This is a genomic window from Chitinophaga filiformis (assembly GCF_900102545.1).
Taxonomy (GTDB): Bacteria; Bacteroidota; Bacteroidia; order Chitinophagales; family Chitinophagaceae; genus Chitinophaga; species Chitinophaga filiformis.
Genome location: NZ_FNBN01000005.1, coordinates 37,132 through 60,662 on the forward strand (window position 1 = coordinate 37,132; position 23,531 = coordinate 60,662).

Here is a 23,531-nt window from a genome sequence, read left to right on the forward strand (position 1 = left end):
CAAAGATAAAGGCCAAATATGAAATCCCAAGTTTGAAAATGGGAATAGTCTGTAGATGATTGTTCTTATATTCGTAACATACATGTATATAAATCGCCATTTTACAACCCAAACAACTTTACCCTTATGAAGAAAATCATTTGTATTTCTGCTCTTACTCTATTGATTGCTGCCCAATACAGTTGCGACGGCCAGCGTGTTAACGGCAGTGGTAACATGACCACGGAAACCCGTACAGTGGGAGATTATGAGAAAGTAGTGCTGAAAGGCTCCATGGATATAGAATTTACCCAGGGACCCGCCCAGCCGGCAGTGATCGAAGCGGAAGACAATATTATGCAGTATGTACGTCTGGAAGTGCATGGAAGTGAGCTGGTAGTAGACCTGAAAGACCATATTTCAGTAAAGACACACAAAGGGATCAAGATAAAACTGACTGCTCCCGATGTAAATTACCTGGCACTCGCCGGTTCCGGTAACATACACATTACCAATACCCTACAGAATAATGACGGGATACGTTTGAAACTGTCTGGCTCCGGCAATATTGACGGAGCAGTGAACAGTCCGGATGTAGAAGCTTCCTCAGCTGGCTCCGGTAATATCAGCCTGAGTGGCGAAACCAAAGACCTGGAAATCAGCCTGGCAGGTAGTGGTAACTTCCTGGGTGGCGACCTGCATTCCGAAAATGCCGAGATAAGCATTGCAGGTAGTGGTAATGTAGATGTACATGCCAGTGTGAAGCTGGAAGCGAAGATCGCTGGCTCCGGTGATGTGAGATATAAAGGTACGCCGTCTGTGGTGTCCAAGATCGCCGGTTCAGGATCCGTGCGTAAGAGTTAAGATCCCCGAACGCTCCATTCAATCATTCAGGATACGCTTAAGATACGTAAACAGATACCAGGTAATTTATGGGAAAGTCAGTAATGACTGCCAGCGAGATAGCCGGTCAGCTACGCCAGCCGGAAGGTGAAGATGGAATAAGGGTGAGCGCGGCGATGAATAAGTCGAATGCAGCCCTTTATAAAATGGTGGTGGACCTTCTGGGGATAAAGCCCCGCGACAGGATACTGGAGATTGGTTTCGGAAACGGGTATTTCATTCCTACCCTTTTTGAAAGAGAAACCTCGATCCGGTACACCGGTCTCGATATGTCTGAGACCATGGTTGCGGAAGCTACCCGGGAGAACCAGGCCCGCATTTCAGACAGCAGCGTGGAACTGCACCTGGGCAGAACGGAAGAAATGCCTTTTGCCGCAGGAGCCTTCACAAAGGTGTTTGCGGTGAATGTGCTGTATTTCTGGGATCAACCCACCCTGGCCCTTAATGCAATACACCGTGTATTGGATACCGGTGGAGAGCTGGTACTGGCTATCCGTTCCCGGGAAACCATGCAGCAATTGCCTTTCAGCGCCCATAATTTTATCCTGTACAGTGCAGACGAGGCCAAAGCGCTGCTGGAAGCAAATGGATTCAGGGTAAGTGAGGTGAGGACTGCGATGGAGGCACCCAGAATGTCAACTGACGGCAGTACGATGGTGGAGTTAGAGAACATTTGTTTACATGGAATAAAATTTTAAGTTCTCTTTAACAGTTATGTTATTGTACAAAGCAGCATCTTTGTACCTGTTAAACAACTCATTAAGTCCTTTGGCCACGGTACTGCTGTAAACAAATGCAGAGGATATGGCAGTACCTGGCTAAGGCACAAGATGAGAGCTGATGATGAGAACCATACTACTGTCAATGTCAGGTTATCGCCTCATGTTACAGTTAAAAGATATAACGCCTGCGGGAAAGGAAGCACTTTCTCGCAGGCGTTCCTTTTGGAAATGTGCTTAGGTATGAATCCGGGAAAAACAGGGGGGGCGGGCAAATTGAATTTTCGGGGGTGCAACCAGGCAAACAAAACGATATTATCCGCATCGATCGGCTCCGTAGGTGCCGTATTGTTTGTAGCGCGGGTGCAACCCCGGGACGGTGCAACCAGGCAAACAAAACGATATTATCCGCATCGATCGGCTCCGTAGGTGCCGTGTTGTTTATAGCGCGGGTGCAACTCCGGGACGGTGCAACCAGGAAACAAAACGATATTATCCGCATCGATCGGCTCCGTAGGTGCCGTATTGTTTGTAGCGCGGGGTGCAACCCCGGGACGGTGCAACCAGGCAAACAAAACGATATTATCCGCGTTGATCGGCTCCGTAAGTGCCGTGATGTTTATAGCGCGGGGTGCAACCCCGGGTGATATGGCGCAACCCGGGAAACAAACCGGAACCCGGCATTCCCCCGATATTTGAACAAGCGTTTACAAACGACCCTGATTCATATAACAAAAAAATATCTTTTGCCTAATATTGTTTTTCGTAAGTTTACGGCTTCAATATTGTTCAACCTCCTATTCCTTTTATGATTGAACGACCTAAGATCCTGGTTGTATACTATACGCAAACGGGACAACTGAAAAGAATTATCGATACAGTGCTTGGCCCTTTACAGGATAAAGCAACCATTGTATATGAAGAATTGAAACCACTGCAACCATTTGAGTTCCCATGGAAAAAGCAGGTTTTTTATGATACAATGCCGGAAACGGTATTAGGACGCCCGAGAGGTATTCAACCGCTGAAGGTAAACCCGGATGAGCATTTCGATCTCGTAATCCTGGCTTACCAACCCTGGTTCCTGTCGCCATCCCAACCTACGGCAGCATTTTTGCAGAGTGAAATAGCAGGCCGTCTGCTGAAAGACAAACCTGTTATTACATTGATGGGATGCCGCAATATGTGGCTGAATGCACAGGAAAGAGTGAAGGAATATCTGCAGAAAGCAGGAGCGCGTCTGGTAGGCAACATTGTGCTGAAAGATACATCTCCGAACCTCGTGGCACTGATCACGGTATTGAGATGGCAGTTCAAAGGAAAGAAAGAAGCAACAGCCCTGTTACCACCAGCAGGTGTACAGGAGAAGGATATAGTTGAATCAGTACGTTTCGCGGAACCAATAGGTAAAGCGCTGGAAACCAGGCAGTGGGAAACATTGCAACCACAGCTGCTTGAAATGGGCGCCATTGACCTGTTGCCCAACCTGATCCTGTTGGAAGACAGAGGTATCAGGGCCTTCCGCTACTGGTCGAAATTTATCAGCGCTAAAGGAGGTCCGGGAGCACCGGAACGCCAGGGAAGAGTAACGATGTACAGAGGATTGTTACTGATCGGTATTTTTGTATTATCGCCCCTAGCCAAAATAACATCTGTTTTAAAGCTGGCGTTAAATAAGAAACAGCTCCAGGAGGACGTAGCGTACTATAAAGGCATTCATCTGCGCCAGGCTTAGCCGCCGGTCATGTAATACTTAATGTGTAATTATTATCGGGGACAACATGTAAACGACTGTTTTACGGTAATATCCGTAGAGTATTCTATATTTACAGGCGTTTGTGTGTTTAAAAGGATTGAAGAGGGGCAAATCGGACATTTCATGTAACGAATGCAAACAGGGGAGAGTTGCCTGGATCAGTAAGATTGGAAGCCAGCCAGACATTCATAAAACTAACGTTATCACACGTAAACAGGGAGGTGACCTGTCTGAAGGAAAGCCGTGAGTCGCACTGAGAGTACACCATTGTAAATCAATAGCCAGTCTTTAAAGGAGGATAGGCATCAACTAAAAAAACAGGAATCTATTTCAAATGAAGGAAGTTTATATTACAAGGCTATCTAAATTTTTGCCAAATGAGCCTGTAGGGAATGATGAAATGGAAAGCATTTTGGGGATGGTAGATGGAAAACCTTCCCGTGCCCGACTGAGAATTCTGGGGAATAACAAGATCAAAACACGTTATTATTCGCTGGATAAAGAAGGAAGATCGACTCATTCGAACGCTGAAATGACAGCCGCGGCTGTAAACAATCTGTTTGATGATAAATTCCCTATCAGCAAAATGCAACTGCTGGCTTGTGGTACCACCTCGCCAGATCAGCTGCTGCCTAACCATGCCGCTATGGTACATGGCCTGCTGAAATGCCAGCCGGTAGAATTGATAGCAGCCACAGGCGCCTGTGCCGCAGGTATGCAGGCTTTCAAATATGCCTGGATGTCTATTAAATGTGGTAATACCAGCAATGCGGTAAGTACCGGCTCCGAGAAATTCTCCAGCTGGATGCTGGCAGAGAAGTTCGAGCCTGAAACTGAGAATCTGAAAAATCTGGAAGATAATCCGATCATCGCTTTTGAAAAAGACTTCCTCCGTTGGATGCTCTCCGATGGCGCCAGTGCAGCTTTGTTCCAGGATAAACCTAATGAAACTGGTCTTTCCCTGCGTGTAGACTGGGTAGAGATAGCCTCTTATGCGCATGAACTGGAAACCTGTATGTATGCAGGTTCTATCAAGAACGAAGATGGTTCCACCAAAGGCTGGATAGATATGAAACCGGATGAGTGGGCACAGCATAGCGTATTCTCTTTCAAACAGGATACCCGCCTGCTGGGTAAGAACATTGTTCCGTCCGGCGCAAAAATGTGGAAAGAGCTGGTAGAGCGTTACAATATAGACCTCGATAAACTGGATTATTTCCTGCCGCACTTATCTTCTGAGTTCTTCCGTTTTAAAATAGATGAAGAGATCACCCGCCTGGGAGTACCTATTCCGCAGGAAAAATGGTTTACCAACCTTACCAAAGTAGGTAACGTGGGTACAGCATCTCCTTATTTCATGCTGGAAGAGCTGATGAATAATAACATGCTGAAAAAAGGACAGACTATAGTGATGATGGTGCCTGAGAGTGCAAGATTCTCATATGCATATGCACATCTTACTGTGGTGTAGGATAATTGTAACAGAAGGCGATTTGTAGCCTGGGGTGCAATGGCCGGAGTCTCAGATTCCTGATCCTTAAATAATTAAGAGGGGGCGCAAGCTCCTTTCTTTTTTGGTATATAAATAAATGTAAATTTGGCTCAAACATAATACACATGAAAAAAGAGGAAGTTCCCCAGGATGGTAATAACATGCATGAAGGTACTTTCAAACAGTTGTTTTATGCCACCGACAATGCAGGCCAATACGTACCGGTAACCAGCGTAGGCTGGGAGCCAGAGAATGTAGCAATGCAGCAGGCGTGGGAAGAGATCAATGAACGTGTGGAAAAAGCCAGGGCGCAGGTGGTGGCTGGTGAAGTCAGTCCGATAGTATACTACATGGAGAAGACCATCATGGACCTGCCATTACTGGCCAGTTATGTAGGTAAGTTTCAATGGCAGGTAAAACGCCATATGAAGCCAGCCGTATTTAATAAGCTGAGCGACAAAATGTTGTACAAGTATGCGGCAGCATTCAAGATCAGTGTTCAGGAATTGAAAAATATCAAATAAATCAAGCATAAATAGATCCTGCAGGACCCAATCCTGAAGGACATACAATAAATTATATCCAAATGGATGAGGTACTGGAAGTTATGAGTGATATTCAGTTTAACCACGAGCAGACTGCACATTGTGAGAGTGGGGTTATTTCAAATATCTTCCGTCATTATGGTTTACACATCAGTGAACCAATGGCGTTTGGTATAGGAGCCGGTATTTTCTTCGGACACCTGCCTTTTGTGAAGGTGAACGGGGTACCGGGAACGACTTACCGCGTGGTGCCGGGCGCTATCTTCAAAAGAGTGTGCAAACGGCTGGGCGTTAAAATGGAATCACAGACTTTTTCCAGTCCGGAGAAAGGCATGGAAGCGCTGGATCGTGTGCTGGAAACAGGCCGACCTGTAGGATTGCTGTCCAGTGTATATTACCTGCCTTATTTCCCGCCGGCATACCGTTTCCATTTCAATGCGCATAACCTGGTGGCATTCGGAAAGGATGGCGACAACTATCGTATCAGCGATCCGATCATGGAGACTGTTACGGAGATAGACCCTAAGAGCCTGGCAGAAGCCCGCTTTGCGAAGGGATTCCCTGCTCCGAAAGGAAAAATGTATTATCCGGTAGAAGTGCCTAAGAAGGTATCGTTCGAACAGCCTATACGTGAAGGTATCAAACAGGCATGCAGTGATATGCTGAATATTCCGCTGCCATTCTTTGGTGTAAAAGGGATGCGCTTCCTGGCAAAACGTCTGAAGCATTATCCTGAGAAGGTGGGCGACCGGAAAGCCGTGTTATACCTGGGGAATATCATCCGTATGCAGGAGGAGATCGGTACCGGTGGTGCAGGGTTCCGCTTTATGTATGCAGCCTTTTTACAGGAGGCAGCAGGTATTCTGAAACGGGAGGAGCTGTCAGCACTTTCGGCAGAGCTGACTAAGATCGGAGACACCTGGCGCAACTTCGCCTTCAATGCAGGCAGGGTATGTAAGAGCAGGAGCGTGAATAATGTATCTTATACGGAACTGAGTGAAATGCTGATGCAATGTGCCGCAGAGGAGGAAGTACTATTCCGTAAATTGTCGAAAGTAAAATTATAATGACCAGCATTCTGGTGCAGGATCTGCACAAAACATATAAAGGAGCGCTGGAACCATCATTGAAAGGCCTGAGCTTTAGTTTCCCGAAAGGGGCCATCGTGGGCCTGCTGGGACCTAATGGCGCTGGTAAGACCACCACTATTTCCATCTTGTGTGGTTTAATAAAAGCTGATACAGGCGAGGTACAGATCTTCGATCTGCCACAGAATGCCACGAACCGGGAAGCCATTAAAGGACTGATAGGTATTGTGCCCCAGCAGATCGCATTATTTCCTCATCTTACTGCGGTTGAAAACCTGGAATATTTCGGTAACCTGTATGGGCTGAAAGGGAAATCTTTGCGTAGTCGCATAGATGAGTACCTGCAGGTATTCGGGTTGGAAAAGAACGGCCATAAACAGGTACATCATTTTTCAGGCGGAATGAAACGCCGTACCAATATCATCGCAGCTATCTTACATCAGCCGCAGCTGCTGGTGCTGGACGAGCCTACAGCCGGTGTGGATGTGCAATCACGCAGTATGATACTACAATTTCTCCGTGACTATAACCAGCAGGGAGTAAGTATCGTATATACTTCACACCTGCTGGATGAAGCACAGACCATCTGCCAGGAAGTAGCCATCATAGATGAGGGAAGGGCAGTAGTACAGGGCGACACCACTGAGCTGATAGCAAGGCATCCTGAATGCCGCAACCTGGAAGACGTGTTCCTGCATTATACGGGACATGCATTGAGAGATTAATAAAAACCGGATGTTACGACTACTGGCTACTATACGAAAAGAATGGTTATTACTGTTGCGCGACAGGACGGGACTGACATTGTTATTTGCCATGCCGGTGGTATTGATCACCGTAATGGCGATGATAGAGGATGCGCCTTTCCGTGACTACCAGGAGTTGAGATTTGACATCCTGACTGTAGATAATGATCATGGCCGCCTGGGAAAATATATCAGGGAAGGATTGGAATACAGCGAGCAGTTCCAGGTGATAGATTCGGTGAAAGGGCTGCCCGTAACGGAACAGCAGGCCAGGGACCTGGTGAATGAAGGTGAATACAAGATCTGTATCATCATTCCCCCTGGTGCTACGGGCGCTATCGTGAGCAACGCGAATAAGATCGTTAATGATATTTCGAAGCGGATGGGCATGCCTGGTGTGTTGCCTGTGGGCAGTCGTAAAGATTCACTGAATGTGACTGTCTATTTTGATCCTGCTTCGAAGAAAGCCTTTAAAAGCGCTATTCATCAGGCATTGGATAATTTCCTGACGCAGGTGGAAACAGACCTGCTGCTGGAAAGGATCAAGCAGCAACTAAAAAGGAAAGACGTCCAGGAAACTGATTCTATGGTGATACAGCTCAAGGCTGTAGGGCTGAAAGAGCAGCTGACAGGGCCTTCACAGGAAATAGATGTGATCTCCAATTCTGTGCAGCATAACGTGCCGGCATGGAGCATTTTCGCCATGTTCTTTATCGTAATTCCCATTGCGGGTAATATGATCAGGGAAAGGGAAGATGGCAGTTTGCTGAGAATGAAGCTGATACCGGGTTCTTACCTGGCTATCCTGACAGGTAAGATGTTGTTCTTTGTAGCGGTATGTGTGGCGCAGTTCTACCTGATGATGCAGGTAGGTATTTACCTGCTTCCACTGCTGGGATTGCCTAAGCTGATGCTGGGACAGAGCCTGCTGGCGGCATTTATTGTAGCGGTAGGTATCGGGCTGGCGTCTACCTCTTATGGTATACTGGTGGGTACGGTGTTTAAAACACCCAATCAGGCACTGAATTTTGGCGCCATTTCCATTGTAATCCTGTCTGCCATTGGCGGTATCTGGATACCTTTAGAGATCATGCCTTCGCATATGCAGTTTATCGGTCACCTGTCGCCGCTCAGCTGGGGACTGGATGCCATCAACGATATTTATCTGCGGAATGCAGGCACGGGGCATATCTGGGGGCATGTGGGAAAACTGGTATTATTTGCAGTGGTACTATTGTGTACCGCAGCAGTGATAGAAAAGAGGAGGCTCAGCTAGAGAAATGTTGCTGAGTATGGCGTGCATTGACTATTGAATGTAAAACTGTATTTTTACGGCTCACCTGGCAGGAAAATTGCGAATGGTGGCCAGGTTCCCGGGATAATAAAAGGGAGATATAAACCTGCAACAATACTATGGAAGAATTAAAACAGAAATTGAAAGTTCAGATTATTGAAGCGTTGAATTTGCAGGACACACGTCCTGAAGACATTGATGACAACGCACCTTTGTTTGGTGAAGGTCTGGGTCTTGACAGCATTGACTCTCTCGAGCTGATGGTATTACTTGAAAGACAATATCAGATCAAAGTAGAAGACCCTCGTGAAGGAAGAAAAATCTTACAGTCTGTTCAGTCTATGGCAGAATTTATTCAATCCAAACAACAACCTGCGTAAGTAGCAATCCAGGCATGGCGGAACGAGTGTTTATAACAGGCTTAGGCATGATCACCGCCATTGGTGATAACGTCGCAGACAATCTCCTGAGCCTGCGCGCGCAGAAGAGTGGTCTGGATTTTACCAGGCAGCTGGATACTATTTACAAAGAGGTTTTACCGGTAGCTGAAGTAAAGCATACTACGCCTGCACTCAGTGAAATGGCTGGTGTAGCCGGTAAAGAGGGATATACCCGTACCACCTTACTGGGTCTGATCGCCATGCAGGAAGCGTTACAGCATGCAGGTCTCAGCAGCCTGGAAGATGAATCTACCGGCTTTATCAATGCCTCTACCGTAGGAGGGATGTGTGATACGGAGAATGTTTATTTCGACATTGCTGACCCGGCCAAAAGGGGGGATTTCATCAAGTACATCGATACCCTGGACTGCGCTGACTGTACACAGCAGATTGCTGATGTAGTCGGCATTAACGGGCCTATGACTACTATCAGCACGGCCTGTTCGTCTTCTGCCAATGCGTTGATGTATGGCGCAAGACTGATCAAAGCCGGTTTGGTACGACGTGTGATCTGCGGAGGCACAGAAGCCCTGACCCGCTTTACCCTGAATGGTTTTAACTCACTTAAGAATATAGATAAACGCCCCTGCCGTCCTTTTGATAATGACCGTAACGGACTGAATCTGGGAGAGGGCGCGGCTTACCTGGTACTGGAAAGCGAATCGCTTGTAAAAGAGCGGAATGCCACCGTACTGGCCACATTGGATGGTTATGCCAACACTAACGAAGCGTTCCATCCCACAGCACCTTCTCCTGATGGAGACGGCGCCTATGCCGCAATGAAAACAGCGATGGAAATGGGCGGTTGTACACCTGCTGATATCCAGTATGTGAATGTACACGGCACTGCTACGCTCAGTAATGATGTGGCGGAGGGCATGGCCTTACAGCGTCTGTTTGGCGAAAATGTGCCGAAGTTCAGCAGTACAAAACCATTTACTGGTCACGCTTTAGCTGCAGCAGGAGGGATAGAAGCTATCTATGCCGTATTAGCTATCTCTCATCAGATAATATTTCCTAATCTTCACTTCAAAGAAAAAATGCAGGAATTGAACATTACGCCGGAGACTCAGTTACTGGAGCAATATCCCGTGCGTCATGTGCTGTCAAATTCATTTGGTTTTGGCGGCAACAATGCCTCCCTGCTGATCAGCAAATATGAAGGGTAAGTGTTACATACAGGGAATGGCCGCCATTACCCCCCAGCACACGTTTGAGGGAGACCTGACGCAGCCGATGGCGATGACCCATGGAAATATGCTTTCCTGTGTAGAACCCGATTATCGTTCCTTTATTGCTCCCAACAGCCTGCGCCGCATGACGCGCGTGCTCAAAATGGGACTGGCAGCTTCTCTGAAATGCCTGCAGGACAGTGGAATTGCCATTCCCGGCGCTATTGTGACCGGTACGGGCAAGGGCAGTTTGCAGGATACGGAACGCTTTATCAAAGAGATCCGTGATTATGAGGAGAAGGCCCTGAATCCTACGCCCTTCATTCAATCTACCTATAATGCCGTAAACGGCCTGATTGCCTTACAGCAGAAATGTACGCAATACAACAACACCTTTGTACATCGGGGTTTTTCATTTGAACATGCCCTGCTGGACAGCATGCTATTGTTGCATGAAGGAACGGCTGATGTACTGGCCGGCGCATTTGACGAGATCACGCCGGAACACTTTTTTATAAAAAGCCGCATCGGTCTTTGGAAGAAGGAAACCGTGTCCAATGATAAGCTGTATGAGCATGTCTCACCCGGAACGATCTCCGGAGAAGGAGCCATCTTCTTTTTACTGGCGCCATCAGCTACAGCACAGAGTTATGCACAGATCGGAGGGCTGGAAATGTTATATAAACCATCCTCCGAAAAACTAAAAACTGCCTTACCCCAATTCCTGCAGCAACATGGTCTGCAAGCCACAGATATAGACCTGGTACTGACAGGAGCGAATGCAGACAGCAATCATGATCATTATTACCAGGTATTGAACGATTATACCCATTGTCCGCAATTGCCATTCAAACACCTGAGCGGCGATTACGAAACTGTTGGCGCCTTTGCCCTCTGGCTGGCGGCGCAGATACTGAAACAACAGCAGATCCCTTCACAGTGGTTCCCGATGTTGCAGCAGCCACCTGTAAAATTGCGGAATATTCTTATCTACAATCACTTCTTTGGCGAGCAACATACGTTTATGCTGGTGCAGGCGATATAAGTGCTGACCGGTATACTATCTCTACCACTACCAGGGCGCGTTAAAAAGACCATTTATTGTAGGCTTCTATTTAACGATCCTGAACACCGGATACCTCATATATCCAGGTTCTGAATAAGGCGAATGCTCATAGACAAAGCGCAGCTGGGCTTCACCACTCTTCGCAAAAGTGCTGTCGGCCGCTCTTTTCTGCTTTAATTGCTGTTGTAGAGCCGGATTGGATTTCAGATAATCCGCCGCAATATCCTCAAATACATAATGTGAATATCCCTCTTTCCTTGCGAGGATAGGATCGAAGAAGTTCCATGCAAAGAAGGAATCACCACCGGTTGGTTCGAGGGTTTCTATAAGGTAGCGGTTGGCGACCTGGTTCATCGGAATGTAATAGTCTCCTTTTCTAAAACTGATGCTGTCTTTGGTAACAGATACCTTCACCTCACTGTGGATGTAATGCCCTTCATAGGGGCGCTGAGCGGTTTTATAATCATCGATATGGTAAGTATCGACATAGATGACCGTATCCTGTGTAAGACGTCTCATCTGGACATTATTATTCTTCAGAAGATCCAGCACGTTCCACCAACCCTGAGGAATGACGTAGGCCAGTGGTTTCTGTATATAGTTCGCTGCTACTACGTTATCATAGAACTTCACCTGTTTTTCGAAGGGTTTTGTACGGTCGTAATACAGGCGCGGCTGTCCGGAAATCTCGCTGGGCTTATGACCGGCAGCATATCCTTTAAAGTTGATGTAGCTATAATGCGTAGTATCTACATTCCATTCCAGGGGGAAGGAGGCTTGTGTCTTTTCCTGTTCTTTAGTTTGAGCGCGCAGGGTTTTAATCTGCTCGCTATGTGTGCTGACGAAGCTGATAAATGATTCCATGAGTGCATAAGTAGCCTGTACCCTTTGTGGATAGGGTTTCAGCATATGCGTTTCAGGCACAAATCCGAAAGTATGGAAGAGAGTGGTATATCCGCTGGAATAGCGGGGGCCGTCAGCATAAGTGATCCAGCCGTTTTCTGGTGTCTCACCGAAGTGATTGACGTAAGGAACAAGGTCATAGCCTTTCTCCTTCATGAGCTGGTAAAGGCCGGGTTCGAACTCTTTATGGAGGAAGCTGCCCATGGCTCCGCCCATTTTATTATGTTCTGTAGATAACAAGGTCATGACGTGCTGATAATCAGCGCCATTGCTGACGTGGTTATCCACAAAGACATCCGGATCGGTTAGCTGATAAATCTGCTGGAAGGAGCGGGCATTGCGGGAATCGGTTTTGATGAAGTCACGGTTCAGGTCGTAATTCCTGGCATTGCCACGGGAACCGAAGGCTTCGGGACCATTCTGATCAACCCGGTAGTTGGTACTGCGGTTAAGTGCACCGCCGATATTATAAACAGGGATGACAGCCAGTATGATGTTATCAGGCAATTTCTTTTTACCCAATGCGAGGTCACGCAGCAACATCATAGATGCGTCAATGCCATCGGGTTCACCGGAGTGGATACCATTATTGATGAGGATGATGCGTTTATTCTTTTTGCGCAGGCTGGCAAAGTTGAAATCGCCGGAGGGTGAGTAAACCACCAGGTGCAATGGGAAGCCGGCGTCTGTCGGACCCATTTCTCTCATGGAGATCTGTGGAAAGCGCTTGCCCAGTTGCTGGTAATAAGCGATGCATTCGTCATAAGTAGCTGTTTCCTGTCCTTTGGTCTTTTCAAAGCGGGTAGTCAGGTCCTGTGCTGACACGGTCAGGCAGGAATAACATAGCGCCAGGAGGGTAGCGGTTCTGATAATGTTCTTCATGTATAAAAAGCGACGTTTGTATGGTCCTGGTTGATTTTGTTGTATTGAGCCGGTATTCGAATATTCGGAATATTAATACCGGGGCAACAAAATAGTGGAATATCTTTGGTTTTTATAAGGCAGTTCTGCGTACGAGAGGCTAAATTATATGGACGGCAGTAGAGAGGACAGAATGAAGTCGCAATAGAGGAGTGCCGAAAAAGGCATGAAGGGCAGTAAGTTGATAAGAATGTGGTGAACGAAGAGGTGAAAAGTTGCGTGGAGCAGCTTCATATGAGCTGTATATTTGTGTGGTGGGTGATAACAGAGGGCGGCATAATGGGATCATTCGCTTCAATCGGCTTCATAGGAGCCGTGTTGTTTATAGCGTGGGGTGCCAACCCCGGGTAAGATGCAATCCCGGGTGGGGCGCAATTCCGGGTGTGTTTGTATTCCCAGGTGACGGAACATTAAACCGTAACAACCGGCAAAACAAAAAGCCCTTCCTGCATACAGGAAGAGCTAAATTATTTAGACTAAAGCGCCTATTACGCGAGAGCGTTTACTTTCTTGCTAAGTTTGCTCTTCAGGTTGGCTGCTTTATTTTTATGAATAACATTACGTTTAGCCAACTTGTCGATCATTGAGATCACATCAGACAACTTATCGTCAGCAGCCGCCTTTTCAGTCAATTTCTTCAGATCACGGATAGCATTACGGGTAGTTTTACCGTAGTAACGGTTACGCTCATTCCGTTTTCTGCTCTGACGTACGTCTTTTTTCGTTGCTTTATGGTTTGCCATTTTTCTTATTTCAAGTTTCGGACGGCAAAGGTATGTATTACTTCAATAGAAAACAAATAAAAACGAAATTCCCAGGAATATTTGACCAGATTACCGTACTATAGACACAAAATTAGTTAAAACTGAATAAAATCAAGTGAAAACCGGTTAATATAAGAAAAGCAGATTAAGTGTTCCTGATTAAGCTTTAGACCTTCAGGATTTTTCCGTTTTTCTTTCACAAAAAAGCTACGATATTTGCAATCCCATATATTATATACGGGGCATTCAACAGAATAGCAATTTGAATCGAAGCTTTAGCAAAACTCGTTGTAAATGAAGGACTTCTCATTTGTTACCAACTCACATCCTGCCTACATAGAATCTTTATACCAGGATTACCGTAAAGACCCTGGCGCAGTAGACCCGGAATGGAGCAAGTTTTTTGAAGGATTTGACTTTGCGGTAAGTAACGTTAATGGAAAAGCAGGAGCGCCGGGAGCGGCGGGCGCCGGTCTTCCGGTAAGCAGTGACCAGTTAACAAAGGAACTCAATGTTTACAGACTGATACAGGCCTATCGCAAAAAAGGTCATCTGATCTCAAAAACAAATCCGATCCGCGAAAGAAAGGACAGACAAGCCAACCTGGATATTTCTTTTTATGGCCTGGGTGATGCAGATCTGAAAACAGAATTCTATGCCGGTCAGGTACTGGGCCTCGGTAAAACAAGCCTGGAAAATATCGTGAACCGACTGAAGCAGGTATATGCTGCGGCAGTAGGGCTGGAATTTACATATGTCAACGATGCAAAGAAAGTAGAGTGGCTACAGCGTGAAATGGAAAACACCCTGCAGCAACCTGTATCCCTGGAAAAGAAAAAGCGCATCCTGCTGAAACTGAACCAGGGTGTAATGTTCGAAAAATTCCTCCACACCAAATATATTGGTCAGAAACGTTTCGGCCTGGAAGGTGGTGAAAATACCATCCCAGCTCTGGACGCTATCATCAACACCGCTGCTGCCGAAGGCGTGCAGGAAGCGGTGATCGGTATGGCGCACCGCGGCCGTCTGAGCGTATTGGCAAATATTCTCGGTAAAACGTATGAGCAGATCTTCAATGAATTTGAAGGACATGCCGTACCAGACCTGACGATGGGTAGCGGTGACGTGAAATATCACCTGGGCTTCCGTTCCATCGTGGAAACACCAGCCGGCAACAAGGTAAACCTCCAGCTGCTCCCTAACCCTTCCCACCTGGAAGTGGTAGACCCGCTGGTAAACGGGTATGCCCGCAGTAAAGCCGATGTGATCTACAACAGCGACTACGATAAGATCCTCCCGATCCTGATCCACGGCGATGCCGCCGTAGCAGGACAGGGCGTAATATATGAGCTCATCCAGATGAGCAACCTGAAAGGTTATTACACCGGTGGTACCATGCACCTGGTGATCAACAACCAGATCGGGTTCACTACTGACTTTGACGATGCCCGTTCCTCCGACTACTGTACCAGTATCGCTTCAACCGTACAGGCGCCTGTATTCCATGTGAATGGCGACGATGCGGAAGCAGTGGTGAAAGTAGCAGAGATAGCAGCCCGTTACAGGCAGGAGTTCAATTCAGATATCTTTATCGACTTACTGTGCTACCGCAAGCATGGGCACAACGAGGGCGACGAGCCTAAGTTCACCCAGCCAAGCCTGTATGCCCTGATCGATAAACACCCGAACCCAAGAGAAGTGTACACACAGAAACTGCTACAGGCAGGTGAAGTGGAAGTACAGGAACTGGCGAAGGAAATGGAGAAGAGCTTCTGGGCTGACCTGCAGGAACGCCTGGATGAGGTAAGACAGAATCCACTGCCTTACACTTACCAGAAACCGGAACAGTGGTGGGCGGCTTTGCGCAAGTCATCAGCAGAAGATTTTGAGAAATCGCCTGTAACCGCGATCAAAGAAGAAGAAGTAAAACGCCTGGTAGCTAAACTGATGGAATGGCCGAAAGAGTTCGTGCCATTACGTAAAGTAGAGAAGCTGCTGCAGGAAAAAATAAAACTGTTCGAAACAGAAGGAAAGCTGGACTGGGCAACCGGTGAGTTGCTGGCATATGCAAGCCTGCTGACTGAAGGCAAGGACGTGCGTATGAGCGGTGAAGACGTGAAGAGAGGTACTTTCTCTCACCGCCACGCTATCCTGTTTGATGAGAACACTAACGCAACTTATAACAGGCTGGGCTCATTGCAGGAAAAGCAGGGCCAGTTCCGCATCTATAACTCCCTGCTGAGTGAATTTGCCGTACTGGGTTTTGAATATGGTTACGCAATGGCCAATCCTAATAGCCTGGTACTGTGGGAAGCACAATATGGCGACTTTGCCAACGGTGCACAGACAGTGATTGACCAGTATATAAGCAGTGCAGAACAGAAATGGACAACGCAGAATGGCCTGGTAATGTTATTGCCACATGGTTATGAAGGCGGTGGACCAGACCACTCCAATGCCCGTCCGGAAAGATTCCTGCAGGCATGTGCTGAATACAATATCATCGTTACAAATATTACAACATCTGCCAACTTCTTCCACGCATTGCGCCGTCAGTTAACCTGGCCGTTCCGCAAGCCGCTGGTGAACTTTGCGCCGAAAGCCAACTTAAGGCACATAGGTTCTTACTCGCCAATATCAGCCTTCACTGAAGGAGGATTCAGGGAAGTACTGGATGATGAATTTATTGATGATCCATCTAAAGTGAAAAAAGTGCTGCTGTGTACCGGTAAGATGTACTTTGATCTGAGCGAAAAACAGCAGAAAGAGAACAGGAAAGATGTGGCTATTGTAAGACTGGAACAACTGTATCCGCTGCCGGTAACACAACTGGAAGCACTGAACCAGAAGTACAAAGCAGCTACCTGGTTCTGGGTACAGGAAGAGCCGCTGAACATGGGCGCAGCTTCCTACCTGCAGATGAACCTGAAACAGATCAACTATGGTGTGATCAGCCGTAATCCAAGTGCAGCCACTGCGACAGGATTCGCGAAGGTACATGCGCGTGAGCAGCTCGAAATCATTGAGACTGCATTTAACATTTAGATGAATAGAGAATAAAGTGAAGAATGATTTCACTTTTAAACATTGATTGCACACAGAAATTAGAAATATGGCTATCGAAATCAAAGTTCCTACGGTAGGAGAATCTATTAGCGAGGTAACAATTGCAAAGTGGTTGAAGAAAGACGGAGATTATGTGCAGCAGGATGAGGTGATCTGTGAAATGGAATCTGAAAAAGCCACCTTTGAACTGAATGCAGAAAAGGCAGGGGTATTAAAAATTGCAGCCCCTGAAGGCGCTACTTTAAAAGTAGGCGATGTAGCTTGTACAATTGATACGGATGCTGCTGCACCTGCGGGTAATGCCGCTCCGGCAGCTGCGCCTGTTGCTGCTGCATCTGCACCAGCTCCTGTTGCCGAAGCTGCTCCTGCAGCACCTGCGGTAAATAAAGGAACCATTGAGATGAAAGTGCCTACTGTGGGCGAATCTATCAGTGAAGTAACACTGATAAAATGGCTGAAGAAAGACGGTGAGTACGTAGAACGTGATGAAGTGATCTGCGAACTGGAATCAGAGAAAGCCACTTTCGAACTGAACGCTGAAGAAGCCGGTGCATTACAGACACTGGGTAAAGAAGGAGATGTATTAAAGGTAGGTGATCCTATCGCTAAAATAGATACCAGTGTAGGTCGTCCTGCCGGTAAAGCACAGCCAGCTACTGCGGCTGCTCCAGCTGCAAAACCACAGGCAACTCCACAGGTACAACAGGCGCCGGTGACTGCTATCCCGAATGATGTGAAGGCTAGTCCTGTAGCAGCTGCGGTGATTGCAGACAAGCACGTGGATCCATCCTCTATCAAGGGTTCCGGTGCTCATGGCAAGATCATGAAAGATGATGTATTTGCAGCACTTCAGAATCCGGGTGTGGCTATCGGTCAGGAAATGTTCACCCGCGCAGAACGTCGCGAGAAGATGAGCAATCTGCGTAAGACCGTATCCCGCCGCCTGGTGGAAGCTAAGAATACAACAGCGATGCTGACCACTTTCAACGAAGTGGACATGACTGCCATCATGGAGCTGCGCGCTAAGTATAAAGAAGTATTCAAGAAACAGCATGAAGTGAATCTGGGCTTTATGAGCTTCTTCACAAAAGCATGTTGTTTTGCACTGAAGGAATTCCCTTCTGTGAATGCATATATCGATGGAGAAGAATTAGTATACCATGACTTCTGCGATGTATCTATCGCTGTATCAGCACCGAAAGGCCTGGTGGTACCGGTGATCCGCAATGCAGAAAGCCTGGATATGGCTCAGATCGAGAAAAAAGTGGTGGAACTGGCTACCAAAGCCCGTGATAATAAACTCACCATGGATGAAATGACCGGTGGTACCTTCACTATCACCAACGGAGGCGTGTTCGGTTCACTGATGAGTACTCCGATCATTAACATTCCTCAATCTGCTATCTTAGGTATGCACAAGATCCAGGAACGCCCGATGGCTGTCAACGGACAGGTAGTGATCCGTCCGATGATGTACGTTGCGCTGAGCTACGACCACCGTATCATCGATGGCCGTGAGTCTGTAAGCTTCCTGGTGCGTGTGAAAGAAATGCTGGAGAGTCCTGAGCAGTTACTGTTCGGTAAGGACCCACTGAAAGCATTACTGAAATTATAAATAACGCAAAACGCGGAACGCATATAATTGCGGAAACGCTTAACGCCTGATTGCCTTGTTGTCAATCGCGTTAAGCGTTTTGCATTTTTGAGCAGCCGCATCAACCGCTATATGATCCGTTGGGAAAATTATTTAGCTGCTGCCGAGAAGATCATAGTCGCTTACGATGGCTCACTGCCATTACATCACTTCCTTAAGGGATTCTTTAAACAGCATCCGTACATGGGGAGCCGTGACAGGCGACAGATCTCTCAACTGGTATATCAGTATTACCGGCTGGGAAACCTATGGAGGGGCGCGAAGAGTACTTCTGAAAGAATATTACTGGGCACCTTTTTATGTGAACAGGAAGGGAATGAAATATTGCGACACTTTCATCCGGAACTGAATGAAAAGATCACCATGCCTGTTGAAGAGAAACTGTTATTGCTGGGGCATAAAGATGTAACAGATGTATTCCCGTTTACGAAAGAATTATCTGATGGAATAGATAGTCTTGCCTTCAGCCGCTCTTTCTTCGTACAGCCGCATCTGTTTATCAGAACACGTAACAATAAACAGTTCTCTATACTGCGCCTGCTGGAAAAGGCCGCTGTTCCATGTGAAGTGTTGGGAGAAGATACTATCGCATTGCCTAACAGCACAAAAATAGATACCATCATCACCGATAAGAGCTGGTATGAGATACAGGACGCTTCTTCACAGAAAGCAGGCGCCTTATTCAATGCCCAGGCAGGAGAGCACTGGTGGGATAGTTGTGCAGCCAGCGGAGGAAAATCGATCCTGTTGCTGGACAAACAACCGGGCGTAAAACTATTGGCAAGTGATATACGGACCTCTATCATTCAAAACCTGCATCAGCGCTTTAAAGAGGCTGGAATACGGCATTACGAAAGTGTTGTGATGGACCTGACTGCGCCCGTAGCATCGTCAGTGATCAAAGACCGCAGTTTCGATCATATTATCCTGGATGCACCCTGTTCTGGTTCAGGCACCTGGGGACGCACACCGGAGAACCTGTCTTTCTTCAGCGAAAAGCAGATCACGGAATATCAGCAGCTGCAAAAGAAGATCGCTGCCAATGTGGTGAAGCTGCTAAAACCAGGGGGATCACTCATCTATATTACCTGTTCTGTATTTAAGAAAGAGAATGAGGAAGTGGTGAAATTCCTGGAAGAGGGTAGTGGATTGAAGATACAGGAAGGCGGGGTGATAGCTGGCTATGAACAGCGGGCAGATAGTATGTTTGCCGTAAAGATGTTAAAAAAGTAATTACCTTATAGCCTTATGAAGAAAGTATTGTACCTGCTAATGTTCGTTGTAGCATGTAAATCATCATCGTCAGAAAAAGAAGCAGACAGGATTGCGTTGATCACAGAGAAAGTGTTGAACGACGATATCACTACGGCATTTCGTCCGGAGATATTTGAAGGAGAAATTGAACATATTTCAGAAGTCATTTATAAGGAAGATAAGGCAGCAGATGGCTATCTAAGGAAGGACACTGCTTCGAAGGAATATTTGTTTAAAGACCATCGTCTGCATCAGATTGCCGCTGTTACTGTGAGAATGTCGAAAGACACACTCACCATCCGATATGATACTGCTGGCAGAATATTGGCACTTATCAATTCAGACGACCGTAGCAGGTATAATACTGATAGTTTTAGGTACGATGCTGCCGGCCGGCGTATTGAGAAAATGAACCGTATTTACAGTACGGAAACCCGTCATCTGTATGAGTATAATAAAGCAGGAGATTCGTTAATGATCAGGGGAGGGGATGGTAATGATATAGAACGTATTTATATCAAAGAAAAGGGAGATGTTGTAACAGTGACACGCGAATTCCTGGCCGAGGGTTTTAGAGGAGGATCATACGTATATGAATATGATGAGCAGAACAGGCCTGTTACTTTATATTATTATTCTAGCGGGGGAGCTGAGAGTAAAGTGATCGAAAAATATGACAGTCGTGGAAATCTTGTTAAATGGGAATATCACCGGAGCGATCGTACGAAGAAAGACGCTTTTGGTGGGATGGATGCAATGTTAAGTCATACAGTCGAATATACGTACGATAACAAGGGAAACTGGACGTCTAAGAAAGAACAGGCAGGGGATAAAAACTGGTCTGAAGTGACAACGAGAAAGATCACTTACAGGTAGTACTTCTAATTTGTTCGATTTGTGCTTAATGATTTGCTAAGGTGAAAATAAAAAGGTGCTTCATTATCGAAGCACCTTTTCAATATCTGGATTACAGCATTACTGCAATACACTTCTCTGTATAATACCACCCGCGATTACATCGTCTCCTTCATAGAAAACAGCTGACTGTCCGGGAGCGATGCCTTTCACATGCTCGTAAAAGTTCACCTTCACTTTACCATCTACGTTATACAGGTTGCTCAGCGCGCCCTTATCTTTATAACGGATCTTGGTAATGGCTTCCATACCTTCAGGAATGTGGTCGTACTTGATCAGGTTCAGACCTGCAACGGTCATTTCATTCCGGTTCAGTTCATCTTCATTACCCAGTACTACGGTATTGGTTTCCGGGATGATTTCGGTTACAAATACAGGGCGTCCCAGGGCGATATCCAGCCCTTTACGCTGTCCGATAGTATAGAAGGGGTAACCCTTATGATGACCGACGATCGTGCCATCTCTCAGCACGAAATTGCCACCATTTACCTGTTCTTCCAGTCCATCTACTTTACGTTTCAGGAAACCGCGGTAGTCATTATCCGGTACGAAGCAGATCTCATAGCTCTCCGCTTTTTTTGCCAGTTCCGGATAACCGAAATCAAATGCCATCTGGCGGATTTCAGTCTTACGGTATTTACCCAAAGGGAGTATAGTACGGGCCAGCACATCCTGCTGGAGCCCCCATAATACGTAGCTCTGGTCTTTCAGGTCATCAATACCTTTGCTGAGTACGAAGCGGCTGTCTTCTTCCCTGATCTGAGCGTAGTGTCCTGTTGCAATAAAGGCACAGTCCATGGCATCAGCACGTTTCATCAGCGCGCGCCATTTTATATGGGTATTGCACAGAACGCAAGGATTGGGCGTGCGGCCTGCTATATATTCGTCAACAAAGTTATTAATAACAAAATCCCCGAATTCATCCCTGATATCCAGTACGAAGTGAGGAAAACCGTGGTGTACGGCTGCTGCGCGGGCATCATTGAAGGAATCCAGGTTGCAGCACCCGGTTTCCTTTTTGCTGGAGCCGGCAGATGCATAATCCCAGGTCTTCATGGTGATTCCCACCACTTCATACCCTTGTTCATGGAGCATCAGGGCAGTAACGGTACTATCAATACCGCCGCTCATCGCTACCAGAACCTTACCATGTCTGCTCATTGTTAATAATATTAAGTGCGCAAAATTACGGAAATTAGTCGAGACACCTCCCCGGGAGTCATTTTATGACATGAATGGGAAAGAGTAATTCTATCCCTATAATTGAGTAGGGATTATGGACTGTCAAGTATTCGTTTTATATTTAATGGTCGGAGTTCTGCGTTTAATAAAAAACTTAATATGTTACCTATTTTGAATAAAGCTCATGTATTGAAGCATCCGGAACTGGGGGTGTCTGAGAGCTATTTTAACTATCCGGAGAAAATATTACAGTTCGGCACAGGCGTATTATTGAGAGGACTGGTGGATTACCTGGTGGATAAGGCCAACAAAAAAGGAGTATACCAGGGAAGGATCGTGGTGGTGAAATCCACCGGTGGCGATACCAAAGAGTTCAGCCAGCAGGACAATTTATATACAACTAATATTAAGGGCGTTTCCCAGGGGGAACTGGTGAATGAGGTGCTAATCAATGCTTCTCTTAGCCGTGTTCTGCAATCGAATGCAGATTGGCAGCAGATCATGGAAGCAGTACACCAACCAGCCCTGCAAACGATCATATCCAATACTACAGAGGTAGGCATCCAGTATGTAGAGGAGAAAATTGACGGCGTACCGGCATCCTTTCCGGGAAAGCTGCTGGCAGTGCTGTGGGAGCGTTTTCAGTACTTTAAAGGAGCGTCGCATACCGGCTTTGTGATCGTACCAACAGAGCTGGTGGTGAATAACGGGCTTTTACTGAAGGAGATAGTGCTGAAACTGGCCAAATACAACGGCTTGCCATCCGCTTTCCTGCAATGGATAGAAACTGATAATTATTTCTGCAGCTCCCTGGTGGACAGGATCGTGCCGGGAAAACCAAAAGATCTGGCCGCCCTGGAGGCAAAAGCAGGATATAGTGATAACTTATGGATTGACGCAGAGCCTTACCTGCTCTGGGCAATTGAAGGAGATGAGCGTGTCAGGGAGATCCTGGGATTCCATCAGACGGATGCCCGGATGCTGATAGCGCCGGATATTACCCCTTTCCGCGAACAGAAACTCAGGATTTTGAATGGAAGTCATACGATATCAGTGCCGCTGGGGTATCTCTGCGGACTGAACACCGTTGTGGAATGTATGGAGAATGCCTATATGCGTTCCTTCTTCCGGACGGTGATCATCGAAGAGATCCTGCCTACGATCAGGGAAATCTGTCCGCAGGCGCCTGAATTTGCCGAAGATGTGCTGGACCGTTTTGCTAATCCGAATATTGCGCATAAGCTGTTGAGTATTACTTTCCAGGAAAGCATGAAGATGAATGCGAGGAATGTGCGCACCATTACCCGTTACTATGAGCAGCAGAAGGCATTGCCGGCTTCCATGTGTCTCGGGTTTGCGGCCATGTTGCTGTTCCTGCGGCCTGAAAAGCAGGAAAACGGACAGTATTTTGGTTTGCGGGGAACGGAATATTATGCTATCACAGACGATAATATTGCCATCTTTGCAGCCTATTGGGCGGGTGTGATCGGTAGGGGAGGTGCTGCTATTGCAGAAATGGTACAGGCCATCAGTGCTGATAAGCGTTTATGGGAGGCCGATCTGTCGCAGGTCCCTGGTTTTGTGGATGCGGTGTCCGCACATCTGCAGGGGATGTTACAGGAGGGCGTAAAGACATATGCAGACAGCTACAGTAAAGTATTATAAGGAACCA

19 protein-coding genes are annotated in these 23,531 nt (G+C 46.8%); 16 read left to right on the forward strand and 3 right to left on the reverse strand.

Annotated features, from left to right (window positions below; all coding sequences use genetic code 11):
• Positions 1 to 126 precede the first annotated feature (126 nt).
• The 11 genes from BLR32_RS20350 to BLR32_RS20400 all read left to right on the forward strand — a co-directional run bounded on the left by BLR32_RS20350 (position 127) and on the right by BLR32_RS20400 (position 11,179).
• Positions 127 to 843, forward strand: coding sequence for a head GIN domain-containing protein (locus tag BLR32_RS20350; RefSeq protein WP_089834701.1), 717 nt, complete (start codon positions 127 to 129; stop codon positions 841 to 843).
• Between the two features lie 68 nt (positions 844 to 911).
• Entirely contained in the window at positions 912 to 1,580 is a 669-nt protein-coding gene (locus BLR32_RS20355; RefSeq protein WP_089834702.1) for a class I SAM-dependent methyltransferase, read from the forward strand.
• An 829-nt stretch (positions 1,581 to 2,409) separates the two neighbouring features.
• Entirely contained in the window at positions 2,410 to 3,336 is a 927-nt protein-coding gene (locus BLR32_RS20360) for a hypothetical protein (protein WP_089834703.1), read from the forward strand.
• 355 nt (positions 3,337 to 3,691) lie between these two features.
• The gene (locus BLR32_RS20365; RefSeq protein ID WP_089834704.1) at positions 3,692 to 4,828 is read left to right on the forward strand and encodes a dialkylresorcinol biosynthesis protein DarB; all 1,137 of its coding nucleotides are present in this window, start codon (positions 3,692 to 3,694) and stop codon (positions 4,826 to 4,828) included.
• 146 nt (positions 4,829 to 4,974) lie between these two features.
• A complete protein-coding gene (locus tag BLR32_RS20370) occupies positions 4,975 to 5,373 on the forward strand; it encodes a flexirubin biosynthesis protein DarG (RefSeq protein WP_089834705.1) in 399 nt (132 codons plus the stop codon).
• Between the two features lie 62 nt (positions 5,374 to 5,435).
• Positions 5,436 to 6,461: a BtrH-related acyltransferase DarH gene (locus BLR32_RS20375; protein WP_089834706.1), complete on the forward strand. Its 1,026-nt coding sequence runs from the start codon at positions 5,436 to 5,438 to the stop codon at positions 6,459 to 6,461.
• Positions 6,461 to 7,207 carry an ABC transporter ATP-binding protein gene (locus BLR32_RS20380; RefSeq protein ID WP_176842367.1) on the forward strand — a complete coding sequence of 249 codons (747 nt, stop codon included), beginning with the start codon at positions 6,461 to 6,463 and terminating at the stop codon, positions 7,205 to 7,207. Before BLR32_RS20375 ends, BLR32_RS20380 begins: the two co-directional genes overlap by 1 nt.
• 10 nt (positions 7,208 to 7,217) lie before the next feature.
• Positions 7,218 to 8,504 (forward strand): ABC transporter permease, encoded by a 1,287-nt coding sequence (locus tag BLR32_RS20385; RefSeq protein ID WP_089834707.1) that lies wholly within the window; start codon positions 7,218 to 7,220, stop codon positions 8,502 to 8,504.
• Between the two features lie 137 nt (positions 8,505 to 8,641).
• Positions 8,642 to 8,902, forward strand: a complete 261-nt coding sequence (locus BLR32_RS20390) for a phosphopantetheine-binding protein (protein ID WP_089834708.1) — start codon at positions 8,642 to 8,644, stop codon at positions 8,900 to 8,902.
• Positions 8,903 to 8,916: 14 nt separating this feature from the next.
• Positions 8,917 to 10,131 (forward strand): beta-ketoacyl-[acyl-carrier-protein] synthase family protein, encoded by a 1,215-nt coding sequence (locus tag BLR32_RS20395; RefSeq protein ID WP_089834709.1) that lies wholly within the window; start codon positions 8,917 to 8,919, stop codon positions 10,129 to 10,131.
• Between the two features lie 16 nt (positions 10,132 to 10,147).
• Positions 10,148 to 11,179 carry a beta-ketoacyl synthase chain length factor gene (locus BLR32_RS20400; RefSeq protein WP_218124228.1) on the forward strand — a complete coding sequence of 344 codons (1,032 nt, stop codon included), beginning with the start codon at positions 10,148 to 10,150 and terminating at the stop codon, positions 11,177 to 11,179.
• Between the two features lie 66 nt (positions 11,180 to 11,245).
• Here BLR32_RS20400 and BLR32_RS20405 read toward each other — a convergent pair whose 3' ends face one another.
• Complete coding sequence (locus tag BLR32_RS20405; RefSeq protein ID WP_089834711.1) at positions 11,246 to 12,985, reverse strand: M14 family metallopeptidase; 1,740 nt, start codon at positions 12,983 to 12,985, stop codon at positions 11,246 to 11,248.
• A gap of 527 nt (positions 12,986 to 13,512) precedes the next feature.
• Entirely contained in the window at positions 13,513 to 13,767 is a 255-nt protein-coding gene (gene rpsT, locus BLR32_RS20410; protein WP_089834712.1) for a 30S ribosomal protein S20, read from the reverse strand.
• A 315-nt stretch (positions 13,768 to 14,082) separates the two neighbouring features.
• Here rpsT and BLR32_RS20415 point away from each other — a divergent pair, with 315 nt between their 5' ends.
• The 4 genes from BLR32_RS20415 (at position 14,083) to BLR32_RS20430 (ending at position 20,638) form a co-directional block, all read left to right on the forward strand.
• Positions 14,083 to 16,833 carry a 2-oxoglutarate dehydrogenase E1 component gene (locus BLR32_RS20415; RefSeq protein WP_089834713.1) on the forward strand — a complete coding sequence of 917 codons (2,751 nt, stop codon included), beginning with the start codon at positions 14,083 to 14,085 and terminating at the stop codon, positions 16,831 to 16,833.
• A 67-nt stretch (positions 16,834 to 16,900) separates the two neighbouring features.
• Positions 16,901 to 18,469: a 2-oxoglutarate dehydrogenase complex dihydrolipoyllysine-residue succinyltransferase gene (gene odhB, locus BLR32_RS20420; RefSeq protein WP_089834714.1), complete on the forward strand. Its 1,569-nt coding sequence runs from the start codon at positions 16,901 to 16,903 to the stop codon at positions 18,467 to 18,469.
• Between the two features lie 111 nt (positions 18,470 to 18,580).
• Complete coding sequence (locus tag BLR32_RS20425) at positions 18,581 to 19,741, forward strand: RsmB/NOP family class I SAM-dependent RNA methyltransferase (protein WP_143011530.1); 1,161 nt, start codon at positions 18,581 to 18,583, stop codon at positions 19,739 to 19,741.
• Between the two features lie 15 nt (positions 19,742 to 19,756).
• Positions 19,757 to 20,638 (forward strand): hypothetical protein, encoded by an 882-nt coding sequence (locus BLR32_RS20430; protein ID WP_089834716.1) that lies wholly within the window; start codon positions 19,757 to 19,759, stop codon positions 20,636 to 20,638.
• A 99-nt stretch (positions 20,639 to 20,737) separates the two neighbouring features.
• Here the strand turns inward: BLR32_RS20430 and mnmA are convergent, their stop codons facing one another.
• On the reverse strand, positions 20,738 to 21,838 hold the full coding sequence (gene mnmA, locus BLR32_RS20435; protein ID WP_089834717.1) for a tRNA 2-thiouridine(34) synthase MnmA: 1,101 nt from the start codon (positions 21,836 to 21,838) through the stop codon (positions 20,738 to 20,740).
• Positions 21,839 to 22,018: 180 nt separating this feature from the next.
• Between mnmA and BLR32_RS20440 the strand changes: the two genes are divergently transcribed.
• Entirely contained in the window at positions 22,019 to 23,524 is a 1,506-nt protein-coding gene (locus BLR32_RS20440) for a tagaturonate reductase (RefSeq protein ID WP_089834718.1), read from the forward strand.
• Positions 23,525 to 23,531: the final 7 nt, after the last annotated feature.